Below are 11,807 nucleotides of genomic sequence, written 5' to 3'. Positions count from 1 at the left end.
CGTTCTTCTTAAATTCTGCCATACTCCTAAATTCTAGTTACTATTTTGAACTCCTTAAATATGACCTTCACCTCTACCAAATCCCTCCCTGATAAAGTCCGCTCCGACTTCCCTATTTTACATCAGGAAGTTCATGGTAAACCCCTGGTTTATCTCGATAATGCAGCTACTTCTCAAAAACCTGTATCAGTCTTAAATGCTTGGCGTGATTATTACGAACAATATAACTCAAACGTTCATCGTGGCGCACATTTTCTCAGCGGCAAGGCTACTGATGCTTATGAAGAGTCCCGTGATAAAATTGCTAAATTCATTAATGCTAAATCACGCCAAGAAATTGTTTACACCCGCAACGCAACGGAAGCCATTAACCTAGTCGCTTACAGTTGGGGAATGCACAATTTACAGCCAGGAGATGAAATTATTCTCTCAGTCATGGAACACCATAGTAATATTGTTCCTTGGCAATTTGTCGCTGAAAAAACCGGTGCAATATTAAAGTTTGTGGAATTAACACCAGCAGAAACTTTTGATTTAGAACAGTTTAAAAACCTGATTTCTCAAAAAACAAAACTGGTATCTATCGTCCATATTTCTAATACATTGGGTTGTATAAATCCAGTTAAAGAAATCGCTGAAATTGCTCACAAATTCGGTGCAAAGTTCTTACTTGATGCTTGTCAAAGTGTTCCCCATACTCCCATTAATGTCCAAGAACTTGATTGTGATTGGTTAGTAGCTTCTGGACATAAAATGTGCGCCCCCACTGGCATCGGCTTTTTATATGGTAAGCTAGAATTACTAGAAGTAATGCCGCCATTTTTCGGTGGTGGTGAGATGATTGCAGAGGTATTTTTAGACCATTCTACCTACGCAGAATTACCCCATAAATTTGAAGCCGGTACTCCTGCAATTGGGGAAGCGATCGCACTTGGTGCGGCCATAGATTATCTTACTAATATTGGTATGGATACAATCCATAGCTATGAATCGGAATTAACCGCCTATTTATTCACCCAATTAGCACAAATACCCCAAATTAGAATCTACGGACCAAAACCCAATGCTCAAGGCGAAGGTAGAGCCGCTCTAGCAGCTTTTACAGTAGAGGGTGTCCACGCTAATGATCTATCTACATTATTAGATCAAGAAGGTGTAGCCATACGTTCTGGCCACCATTGTACACAACCATTACACCGTTATTTAGGTGTAGCGGGAACTGCGCGGGCTAGTTTATCTTTTTACAATACTCGTGAAGAAATTGATATTTTCATCAAAGCATTAAAAGAGACTTTGGACTTTTTTGCTGGTGTCTTCAATGAATAAATTTAGGGTGGGTATTTTCCCACCTTATTTAAATTAATTTAATTTAAAATTATTTTGTGAGTATGATTTTCAGAAAAAATTAATTGCTGAAAAAATGGAAAAATAAATTTACCATGGGTAACTTCCAGAAATAAATCAAAGAATAAATCAAATGTCATACAGTGAATTTACTTTAGATAAAGTTAGAAAAGCTTTTGCTTTAACAATTTTTATGTATTCATTTTATATGTTAATACGCATAGTTAAAAAATGTCAATAAAGTCTATCAACTTAATCTTCATTCTCTAAAGGTAAGATAGTAATTAATTCAGAAAATCTAGCAAAATCGCCTATATTGTGGGTCAGCAACCGAGGAATGCCATAAACTAACATTGTGGCAACTATATTAGCATCATGTACTTGCTTACCGCCAATATTGATTTCTGTCATTAATTTCAATAATCTTTCAGTTACTAAAGCAGTATTTTCAGCAACATGAAAATAACTACTAAAATATTCTACATCAGCTACTAAAGAAGTAATAGGAATTGTTCCAGTTAAATCACTACGTCTTGTCATACCTGATAAATATTCTCGCAAAGTTTGCCGACTAATCCACATTTCTATATCTTGATCAGCAAAATATTGTAATCTTTGTATTGCTTGTGTGTGAAATGGTGATAAAGCTAAATTGCTATAAATCAGAATATTTGTATCTATAAAAACCGCTTTATCTATCATATAAATCTTCTCTACGAAAGGTGAAATTATCAGCAACTAAACCCACAGGATAAGCTGAACATTTAAACCTTTTTGCTTGATTTTTCGCTGCTAATTGCTCTGATTTACCACTTTCATTAAGAACTATAACTACTTGATATTCACCTGCGGGGATATCTGGAGGTAATTGGAGTGTAATTTGTCGCTCTGGGGTAACATTCACAACTGTTTCTATTGTTTTCATTACCTTTTCTCCTCAACAGTATCTACTAAACATTATCTTACCTTTTTCTGGTACATAAAGTCAATAACTATTGATAAATTTCCCCAAAATTAAATATCCAATAACCCATATCGTTTTTGCAAAGCCAATAACTTCATCCTCGCTTCCCCAGCATTATCCGCTAAATCAGCAAATTCCACAAACCTCTTTAATTCCCTCTTTAATAAATTCCGTTCCACCTCAATAGTTTCCCTATCCAAATCTGGTGGTAAAACAATCATATCAAAAATCGTTGCCCGTTCCTTACCAGGGTGAGGACGTAAAACCCGTCCCCGACGTTGGATAAATTGACGGGGATTTCCTGAACTTGATAAAATTACTGCGGTTTTAATAGCAGGAATATCCACACCTTCATCTAAACACCGAATTGCAACTAAACCCTGTAATTCTCCACTTTCAAATTGACGACGTAAAATTTCCCTTTCTTCTAATGAAGTGTTTGCTGTATAGGTACTGACTTTATAACCTAATTCTCCCCCCAAAATTTGAGCAACTGCTTTGAGTTGACGCAAAGAATAACGCTCTCCAATTTCTTGAGAACCATCACTACAATAAAACAGTGTATGGGTAGTTCCTCGCCGATTTTTCATTAACTCTTGTAAAGCTGTTAATTTATTTTCTGCTGTGCCAACTAACCGCGCTCTCTGTATTAATAAAGATTTAATATCTTCGTTGTCTTCAAAATCTCCTGTCTCCCCCATATCTCGATCTTTATACAGTAGAGAACGCCCGATTTTTTTGGTTAGTTTTAAATAAGCTATACTTTCAAATTCCGTTAATTCTACTAACACCGGATTATAGATATAATGAACTAATGCACCTTGAGCAATGGCATCTTGTAAATTAAATTCAGGTTGCAAAACTGGACCAAAATAATCTAATAAAGATTGTGTTCCATCATCATCAAAATATCTTTCTGGTGTGGCTGATAAAGCTAAACGTAAACCCACATTGCGTGGTAAACTTTCCTCTAATTTCCGTGATCCTAAATTATGGGCTTCATCACCAATAATCAAGGTTTTTGGCGGAAAATATTTAAGTTGTGTCTGAAAACCATCACTAATTAAAGTAGAATTAGTGGTAATTACTGTGAGAAAATTTTGAGAACCAGAGGACAAATTATAGATTGCCGTGGAAAGTTGACTTTGCCAACTGCGTAAATTATCAAATGCTAAAATCGGCTGTAAGTTAAATTTCTCACATTCTCTGCCCCACTGGGTAACAAGATGACGATAGGGACACACCACTAACAGGACTTGTAAATCAATTTGCTGATATAATTCATAAGCGATCGCTAATGCAGTAATAGTCTTACCACTACCAGTAGCCATTTTTAATGTTCCCCTGCCATGATTAGTAAACCAGCTAGTCACAGCTTGACGTTGATACTCTCGCAATTGCAGAGATAAAGGCATTTTCGGAAAGCCCGGTAATGGTTGCTTAACTTGATAACTGCCTTTTTTCTCCCCCGCATAAGGTAACTTGAGTTTAAAAGTAAGCAGTTTCGGGGCTGGATTTGGCGTTAAGTACATAAACTGGAGTAATTAATGGGTAATGGGTAATTGGTAATGGGTAATTGGTGATCATCAGTAGTCACTTATTTTTATTTGCTTATTTGCCACTGACTACTGACCACTAACATCCTTTAGTTATAATTTAGTTATAATTGCGCCAAATACCCACCAAAGAACCTTGTACCTCCACTTGCACTGCGGGAACTTCTATGGGTTTGTAATCAGGATTTGCCGGTTTGAGAGTGACAAGATCATCATGACGATAAAAACGTTTTAAAGTTGTTCCGTGTCCTTCCACCCTGGCAGCCACAATAGTCCCATTTTTTAATTGATTCGGTTCAGCCACAGGGCGCAAAAATACTACATCACCATCTGCAATCAAATCTTCAATCATACTATCCCCAGCGACCCGTAAAGCATAGCTTTTAGGAGGTAATGATAAATTAGCTAAATCCATAATTTCCACCGCCTCTGTGAACGGTTCTATCAAACCACCTGCGGCAATAGTTCCTAAAATTGGTACACCTTGTTTCACAGGATTAAGTATACGCAGAGTTCTAGCTCTACCTTCGTCCCAGCCAATATAGCCCTTATTGCGTAAATGTTCCAAACGACTTTGCACCGGTGCAGGAGATTTCAAATTCATCCCTTGCATCATTTGGCGAATGGAGGGAGAATGTTGATTCAACTTGATATATTCTACCAACCATTCGTATAGTTCTTTTTGCGGTTCTGTGAGACGTTCCATAGTTTTTTCAGGAAGTAAATAATAAATAAATGCCCATAGAACATTGGTACTACAAAATTCTTCCCTTCACAAGCTTTTATTAAAAATTCATGGTAAATAATAGGCAAGAGGCAAGAGGCAAGAGGCAAGAGGCAAGAGGCAAGAGGCAAGAGGCAAGAGGCAAGAGTAAGTAAATAATAATTTCACCCATTACCCATTACCCATTACCCATTACCCATTACCCATTACCCATTACCCATTACCCATTACCCATTACCAATACTGTTATTTTGCCCCAAGAATACTGGCTAGTAAAGCTTTTTGAGCGTGTAGACGATTTTCTGCTTGATCCCAAACTCGTGACTGTGAACCTTCAATTACCTCTTCAGTAATTTCTTCACCACGATGTGCCGGTAAACAGTGTAAAACAATTGCTTCTGGATCAGCAAGACTTAATAACTGTTTAGAAATTTGATAGGGTTGAAAAACAGGAAAACGGTTATTGGCCTGTGTTTCTTGTCCCATACTTGCCCAAACATCAGTATACAGCACAGATGCACCTTTAGCCGCTGCTTCAGGATCATGAGTCAACAAAACCTCAGTTTTATTATTAGCGATCGCTCTGGATTTTTCCACAATTTCCGCATCTGGAGAATATCCCGACGGAAAAGCTATTCTCACATTCATTCCCACCAAAGCACAACCCAACATCAGGGAATTAGCGACATTATTACCATCACCAACATAAGTTAAGGTTAAACCAGCTAAACTCCCAAATTTTTCCTGAATAGTCAACAAATCAGCTAGAATTTGACAAGGATGTTCCAAATCTGTCAAAGCATTGATCACCGGAATTTTCGCATATTTAGCAAAAGTTTCCAACTCCTGTTGGGCAAAAGTGCGAACTGCTAAAACATCCAAATAACGATCTAATACCCTAGCAGTATCCTGGATAGGTTCTCCTCGACTCACCTGAGTTACATTAGGGTGAAGATCAATTACCTGCCCCCCTAATTGGTACATAGCTACTGTAAAACTAACTCTAGTGCGTGTTGAAGCCTTGGAGAATAACAACCCCAAGACCTTTTGACAATGCAGCTTGAGTTTTTCTGACTTAAGTTGAGCAGCCAATTCTAGCAGTTCTTGTAGTTCCCCCGAACTCAGATCCGCTAAACTTAATAAATCTCTGCCTATTAATGCTGTCATGCCTGATTATCTATCATAAAGAACAAATGGTTTTACGCGCCTTCACTTAGCTGTGTTGTGAGGAATACAAAATTGAACTTTACCAAATATTTTTGCATGAATCTACAACATGACCGCTAGTTTTGACTATTTTTGACAAACAGAAAAATATTTTGTTTACCCTCTAGACAAATCATTTACATGAGGCTATAATGTGAAATCGGTGAGGGAATAAAAAATCTTCCCGCCAACACCAACCGCCAGCATAGCACAGTGGTAGTGCATCCGACTTGTAATCGGAAGGTCGCAGGTTCAAATCCAGCTGCTGGCCTTGTTCCTTTTTAAATTCGCACATTATATGTCGCAGTTCGTAAATTAATTTTGCGGTGGTTGTTTTTCAGAGTCAATTTAATGATTCTAAGTTTTCGCAGCTAATTAATGTCGTTGAATAGTTTAAGATTAACTCTCAGCATAATTTATTTACAGCAGTTCCTGGTATTATGAAGTACAGATATTAATAATAAAACTCTTGTGGTGCGGGCATCTTGCCTGCACAGAGTGTACCTCACTCAAAGCTACTTGCTGTATCATCATCATTTAATTATCTCAAAGCTTATATGATTATCAATTCTATAAAACAAGAAATCAGAATCAATAGTGAGAATTTGATAACAACCAGTCTTTTCCGCGATTTATTCCCTTACTCTTTCAACAATACCGCCTTCTGGTGGGCGATCGCACAATTCACATTTTAACGCCAACCTACTTATCAAGATTATAATATGATGGGTATTGACTCTGTAGAAACACTCATGTTAAGCTATGTAATGATTGATAAAATCTAACTTTAAAATCTAATTTAGACATTCTGCATCTTACTTTGATTAACCAGGAGTATCGAAAATGCCAGTAGGAATGCCCGAATTTGTGGAAAACCCGGAAAATCGTTGTCCGGTAATTCTTTTGCTTGACACCTCTGGCTCAATGTCAGGACAACCTATCCAGGAGTTAAATCGGGGTTTAGCAGCCTTTAAAGAAGATGTGATGAAAGATGCTCAAGCCTCTTTAAGTGTAGAAGTGGCTATTGTCACCTTTGGACCGGTGCGACTCACACAAGATTTCGTCACCATAGACCATTTTACACCGCCCAAACTAGAAGCCGATGGTGTCACCCCAATGGGTGCAGCCATAGAATATGCCTTAGACCTATTGGAAAAACGCAAACAATCTTATAAAGATAACGGTGTCCATTATTATCGTCCTTGGGTATTTTTAATTACCGATGGTGCGCCCACAGATGATTGGGGAGGTGCAGCGCAAAGAGTAAGAGAAGAAGAAGCACAGCGCCGAATGTTATTTTTTACCGTTGCTGTTCAGGGTGCTGATATGCACAAACTCCGACAAATTGCCCCTCCCGAACGTCCACCAGTGACCCTAAATGGCTTAGATTTTCGGGCTTTATTTGTTTGGCTTTCCACCTCCATGAAACGGGTTTCTAGTGGCAAAGTAGGGGAAGCTGTAGCATTACCACCGGTAGGGTGGGGGCAAATTACAAGTTAAAATAACCTCTCCCTAACCCTCTCCTAAGAAGAGAGGGAAAAGGAATAACATTTAATACTGGAGAGGTTTATCAGAGGGGTTATAAAGTCTAATAAAATATAAAGGATTTATTAATTGTGGGTTGGAAAGCTATAGCGCGTTCTGCGGTGGGAACAAGTCATCAGGGGCAAAAAATACCTTGTCAAGACTGCGGACATTATCGCATTTTTGATGATGTCATTGTCGGCGCAGTTGCTGACGGGGCTGGGAGTGCTAAATATTCTCACTTTGGTTCTGAATTGGCAGTAAAAACTGTAATTAAATGCTTTGCTGATATTAACAAACTTCCTGATCAACAAGGTTTTACTCAACCACTGAATCAAGAAGAATCTCAGGAAGTCTTTACTAAGTTTGTCAAAGAAGTTATTAGGGCATTCAATGAAAAAGCAGATCATAAAGGTTATTCCGTCAGTGATTTAGCTTGTACCCTGTTAGTTTTTATCGCAACTCCTGAATGGGTTGCAGCCATGCAAATTGGCGATGGTTTTATGGTAGTCCGTTGCCAAGATGCAGAATATCAATTATTATTTGAACCAGATAAGGGGGAATTTTTCAACGAAACAACTTTTGTCACTTCAGCCAATGCCCTGGAGGAAATGCAGGTACAGGTAATTTCAGGTAAACAACAGTTTATTTGTGCTTCTACTGATGGATTAGAAAAAGTAGCAATTCGCTTGAGTGACTGGCAACCTCACGCGCCATTTTTTAAACCTTTGGAGGAATATTTGCGAGAAACAGATAAACCAGAAGAAGATGAAAAATATGTAATTGATTTCCTCAATTCTGAGCGGTTAAATTCTCGCACTGATGATGATAAAACTTTGCTTTTGTGTTGTTTTGAAAATCAGATTTAGTAGTCATAATTAAATGATGAGCGGGCAGGATGCCCACCTCACCAGAGTTATATATTTATTGTGGGATGGGCTTCTAGCCCGTCCTAGTCAACGGCAGGATGCCCACCTCACCAGAGTTATATATTTATTGTGGGATGGGCTTCTAGCCCGTCCTAGTCAACAAGATGGGCGGGCAGGATGCCCACCTCACAAGAGTTATATATTTATTGTGGAATGGGCTTCTAACCCGCAGAGACAATTAAATGATGGGCGGGCAGGATGCCCACCCCACAAGAGTTATATATTTATTGTGGAATGGGCTTCTAACCCGTCCTAGTCAACAATACCATTTGATGTTTATCTCAACCCATCTAATTAAAATCTAATTAAAATTCTATGACAGTTCTTACTTGTGCCAGTACAGGAAAATCAATTACTCTCTTAAAAGAGATTGCTCATAGTGGTGAAGCCAAAATTTGGCGAACTAATGAAAATGGTTATTTAGCAAAAATATACCATTCTCCCACACCTGAACGGGTGCAAAAATTAGCAGTAATGATAGACCACCCACCCACAGAACCAAATTCCCATCTTCATCATGTTTCTTTTGCTTGGCCTAAGTCGCTTTTGAAAAATGCTCAGGGTGATTGTGTGGGCTTTTTAATGCCAGAAATTAAGAATGGAAAAGAACTTATTGATGTTTATAATCCCCGTCGTCGTCAAACTTTGAAACTAGAGATTGATTGGCGGTTTCTGCACACAACGGCGCTAAATATTGTTTCCATTATTGAAGCCCTGCACGCTGCTGGTTATGTCTTAGGTGATATTAAACCACAAAATATTTTAGTCAATAATCGGGCTTTACCTTCAATTATTGATACAGATTCTTTTCAAGTTAAAAATCCCAACAATAGTAAGGTTTATCGTTGTTTAGTTGGTTCAGAAGGATATACACCACCAGAACTAATGGGAAAAGATTTTGATATTATTGAGCAAACGGAAATACATGATAGATTCCGGTTAGGGGTAATTATCTATCAATTATTATTTGGTGGTAATAGTCCCTTTCAAGGAAAATGGACAGGTGCAGGAGAAACTCCAGAACCTAATGAACTTATCCGTCGGGGTTTATGGGTGAATGGGTCAAATAATTTAATTGTAGCAGCAGCAAGAACAATTCCCCTAGAGATTGTCCATCCAGAGATTCAGCAATGTTTTCTAAAATGCTTTAATGATGGTCATAATTACCCCAATTTACGCCCCACAGCTAGGGAGTGGTTGGAAGCTTTAAGAACAGGGAATGATAATTTAACTATTTGTGGCAGAGTAGACAGTCATTATTATAGTAGAACCTTTGGTAATTGCTATTGGTGCGATCGCTCTACAAATCTTGGTGTTGATATTTTTCCTCATGTTGTCAAAGCAAATTCATCTGCTGTGGTGGAATCAACATCACAACCACAAGTTAATAGTAATAAATTCATAGGAAACCTCCTCCAAACCCTCAAAGGTCATTCTCACGGGGTTTCTTCAGTAGCATACAGCCCCGATGGTCAAACCCTGGCTAGTGGGAGTTATGACAAGACTATTAAACTGTGGAATGTAAACACGGGAAAGCTACTGCAAACCCTTGAAGGTCATTCTGACTGGGTTTGGTCAGTAGCATACAGCCCCGATGGTCAAACTTTGGCTAGTGAGAGTAGTGACGGAACTATCAAACTGTGGAATGTAAAAACAGGAAAGCTACTGCAAACCCTTGAAGGTTATTATAAAGTAGCATACAGCCCTGACGGTCAAATCCTGGCCAGTGCAAGTGTTGACAAGACTATCAAACTGTGGAATGTAAACACAGGAAACCTACTGCAAACCCTCAAAGGTTATTCTGAGGGGGTTACTTCATTAGCATACAGCCCCGATAGTCAAACCCTTGCTAGTGCAAGTGGTGACAAGACTATCAAACTGTGGAATGTAAACACGGGAGAGCTACTGCAAACCCTCAAAGATCATTCTAACCAGGTTTGGTCAGTAGCATACAGCCCCGATGGTCAAACCGTAGCTAGTGGGAGTAGGGACAACACTATCAAACTGTGGGATGTAAACACGGGAAAGCTGCTGCAAACCCTTGAAGGTTATTATAAAGTAGCATACAGCCCTGACGGTCAAACTCTGGCTAGTGGGAGTAGTGACGGAACTATCAAACTGTGGAATGTAAACACGGGGAAGCTACTGCAAACCTTCACTAATCGTTCTTTTATTATGTCTTTTTCTTCTTTTACTTCAGTAGCATACAGCCCCGATGGTCAAACTCTAGCCAGTGGGAGTTGGGACAAGACTATCAAGATTTGGCAGGTTGTAGCATCTATTAATAAAGCACCAGTCCAGCAAAATCCATCTCAGGTTTCACAACCAGTAGTTTCTACACTTCAGAGTCAATATGTAATTTTAATGGCTATATTATTTTCAATAATCACACCAGGATTAGTGATATTATCTAAAATCTATTATGATTCATATCCACCAAGTCCCACATCAATTGCAAATTTACCTAGTGGTATCTCTTTAGAAAAAACCCTCAAAGATCATTCTAGCCTTGTTTCTTCAGTAGCATACAGCCCCGATGGTCAAACCCTGGCTAGTGCTGATGACAAGACTATCAAACTGTGGAATGTAAAAACGGGAAAGCTACTGCAAACCCTCAAAGATCATTCTAACCAGGTTTGGTCAGTAGCATACAGCCCCGATGGTCAAACCGTAGCTAGTGGGAGTAGGGACAACACTATCAAACTGTGGGATGTAAACACGGGAAAGCTGCTGCAAACCCTTGAAGGTCATTCTGAGGGGGTTACTTCAGTAGCATACAGCCCCGATAGTCAAACCCTTGCTAGTGCAAGTGGTGACAAGACTATCAAACTGTGGGATGTAAACACGGGAAACCTACTGCAAACCCTTGAAGGTCATTCTAACTGGGTTTGGTCAGTAGCATACGGCCCCGATGGTCAAACTCTGGCTAGTGGGAGTTTTGACAAGACTATCAAACTGTGGAATGTAAAAACGGGGAAGCTACTGCAAACTCTTGAAGGTCATTCTCGTTCGGTTAATTCAGTAGCATACAGCCCCGATGGTAAATCCCTGGCTAGTGGGAGTTGGGACAAGACTATCAAGATTTGGCGGTTAAAGTAGTCATTAATAAGGTTTTATTAGCAATGGTCTATGTCAATAGACCGTTTAAACCGATTAATTATTTGGAAATTGTTTGTGGTGGTTGTCAGAATCAGGTGGTTATCGAGCGAAGTCGAGATAATAACCAGGATTTAAGGATGTACAGGATTGTTATTTGTAGATTTTCTGTGAATAGTTAATGATGATAATTTATGATTTGGAGGAAAATATATTTTCTATCATTCACAAAAACTTGTATTTTCTCAAAAACATCCTGTTAATCCTCTAATCCTGGACATCCTGATTCAGACAATTTTATGAGAAAAATATATTTTCTATCATTCACAAAAACCTATATTTTCTCAAAAACATCCTGTTAATCCTCTAATCCTGGACATCCTGATTCAGACAATTTTATGAGAAAAATATATTTTCTATCATTCACAAAAACCTATATTTTCTCAAAAACATCCTGTTAATCC

Annotated in this window: 10 protein-coding genes and 1 tRNA gene; 6 read left to right on the top strand and 5 right to left on the bottom strand. The window is 38.7% G+C overall.

The features are described 5' to 3' along the window. Window positions 1-60 precede the first annotated feature (60 nt). Window positions 61-1,326, top strand: coding sequence for a cysteine desulfurase (locus FFO06_RS06950; RefSeq protein ID WP_137907382.1), 1,266 nt, complete (start codon window positions 61-63; stop codon window positions 1,324-1,326). 270 nt (window positions 1,327-1,596) lie between these two features. Here FFO06_RS06950 and FFO06_RS06945 read toward each other — a convergent pair whose 3' ends face one another. From FFO06_RS06945 to argF, 5 genes are all read right to left on the bottom strand, one after another. Beyond that, window positions 1,597-2,046: a type II toxin-antitoxin system VapC family toxin gene (locus tag FFO06_RS06945; protein ID WP_137907381.1), complete on the bottom strand. Its 450-nt coding sequence runs from the start codon at window positions 2,044-2,046 to the stop codon at window positions 1,597-1,599. After that, a complete protein-coding gene (locus FFO06_RS06940; RefSeq protein ID WP_137907380.1) occupies window positions 2,036-2,269 on the bottom strand; it encodes a hypothetical protein in 234 nt (77 codons plus the stop codon). The genes FFO06_RS06945 and FFO06_RS06940 overlap by 11 nt, the downstream gene beginning before the upstream one ends. Before the next feature lie 89 nt (window positions 2,270-2,358). Further along, window positions 2,359-3,840, bottom strand: coding sequence for a DNA phosphorothioation system restriction enzyme (locus FFO06_RS06935; protein WP_137907379.1), 1,482 nt, complete (start codon window positions 3,838-3,840; stop codon window positions 2,359-2,361). Between the two features lie 124 nt (window positions 3,841-3,964). Continuing rightward, complete coding sequence (gene lexA / locus FFO06_RS06930; protein ID WP_137907378.1) at window positions 3,965-4,570, bottom strand: transcriptional repressor LexA; 606 nt, start codon at window positions 4,568-4,570, stop codon at window positions 3,965-3,967. Window positions 4,571-4,834: 264 nt separating this feature from the next. Beyond that, window positions 4,835-5,755 (bottom strand): ornithine carbamoyltransferase, encoded by a 921-nt coding sequence (gene argF, locus FFO06_RS06920; protein ID WP_137907377.1) that lies wholly within the window; start codon window positions 5,753-5,755, stop codon window positions 4,835-4,837. A gap of 238 nt (window positions 5,756-5,993) precedes the next feature. Here argF and FFO06_RS06915 point away from each other — a divergent pair. From FFO06_RS06915 to FFO06_RS06890, 5 genes are all read left to right on the top strand, one after another. Beyond that, window positions 5,994-6,065 (top strand) — tRNA-Thr (locus FFO06_RS06915). Window positions 6,066-6,637: 572 nt separating this feature from the next. Continuing rightward, on the top strand, window positions 6,638-7,294 hold the full coding sequence (locus FFO06_RS06905; RefSeq protein WP_137907376.1) for a vWA domain-containing protein: 657 nt from the start codon (window positions 6,638-6,640) through the stop codon (window positions 7,292-7,294). A gap of 116 nt (window positions 7,295-7,410) precedes the next feature. Then, entirely contained in the window at window positions 7,411-8,187 is a 777-nt protein-coding gene (locus tag FFO06_RS06900; RefSeq protein ID WP_137907375.1) for a PP2C family serine/threonine-protein phosphatase, read from the top strand. Between the two features lie 13 nt (window positions 8,188-8,200). Further along, on the top strand, window positions 8,201-8,503 hold the full coding sequence (locus tag FFO06_RS06895) for a hypothetical protein (protein ID WP_137907374.1): 303 nt from the start codon (window positions 8,201-8,203) through the stop codon (window positions 8,501-8,503). Between the two features lie 59 nt (window positions 8,504-8,562). Continuing rightward, window positions 8,563-11,346: a WD40 domain-containing protein gene (locus FFO06_RS06890; RefSeq protein WP_137907373.1), complete on the top strand. Its 2,784-nt coding sequence runs from the start codon at window positions 8,563-8,565 to the stop codon at window positions 11,344-11,346. The last annotated feature ends 461 nt before the right edge of the window (window positions 11,347-11,807 follow it).

Source organism: Dolichospermum planctonicum, assembly GCF_005402965.1.
Classification (GTDB): Bacteria; Cyanobacteriota; Cyanobacteriia; order Cyanobacteriales; family Nostocaceae; genus Dolichospermum; species Dolichospermum planctonicum.
Note: the sequence above shows the minus strand (reverse complement) of the source record. Positions and strands in the feature narration are given on the sequence as shown.

Bases quoted from the DNA above. Each gene is read 5' to 3' on its own strand.
- argF (WP_137907377.1), bottom strand. From the start codon at position 5,755: ATGACAGCATTAATAGGCAGAGATTTATTAAGTTTAGCGGATCTGAGT.
- lexA (WP_137907378.1), bottom strand. From the start codon at position 4,570: ATGGAACGTCTCACAGAACCGCAAAAAGAACTATACGAATGGTTGGTA.
- FFO06_RS06940 (WP_137907380.1), bottom strand. From the start codon at position 2,269: ATGAAAACAATAGAAACAGTTGTGAATGTTACCCCAGAGCGACAAATT.
- FFO06_RS06895 (WP_137907374.1), top strand. From the start codon at position 8,201: ATGATGAGCGGGCAGGATGCCCACCTCACCAGAGTTATATATTTATTG.
- FFO06_RS06950 (WP_137907382.1), top strand. From the start codon at position 61: ATGACCTTCACCTCTACCAAATCCCTCCCTGATAAAGTCCGCTCCGAC.
- FFO06_RS06945 (WP_137907381.1), bottom strand. From the start codon at position 2,046: ATGATAGATAAAGCGGTTTTTATAGATACAAATATTCTGATTTATAGC.
- FFO06_RS06890 (WP_137907373.1), top strand. From the start codon at position 8,563: ATGACAGTTCTTACTTGTGCCAGTACAGGAAAATCAATTACTCTCTTA.
- FFO06_RS06935 (WP_137907379.1), bottom strand. From the start codon at position 3,840: ATGTACTTAACGCCAAATCCAGCCCCGAAACTGCTTACTTTTAAACTC.
- FFO06_RS06905 (WP_137907376.1), top strand. From the start codon at position 6,638: ATGCCAGTAGGAATGCCCGAATTTGTGGAAAACCCGGAAAATCGTTGT.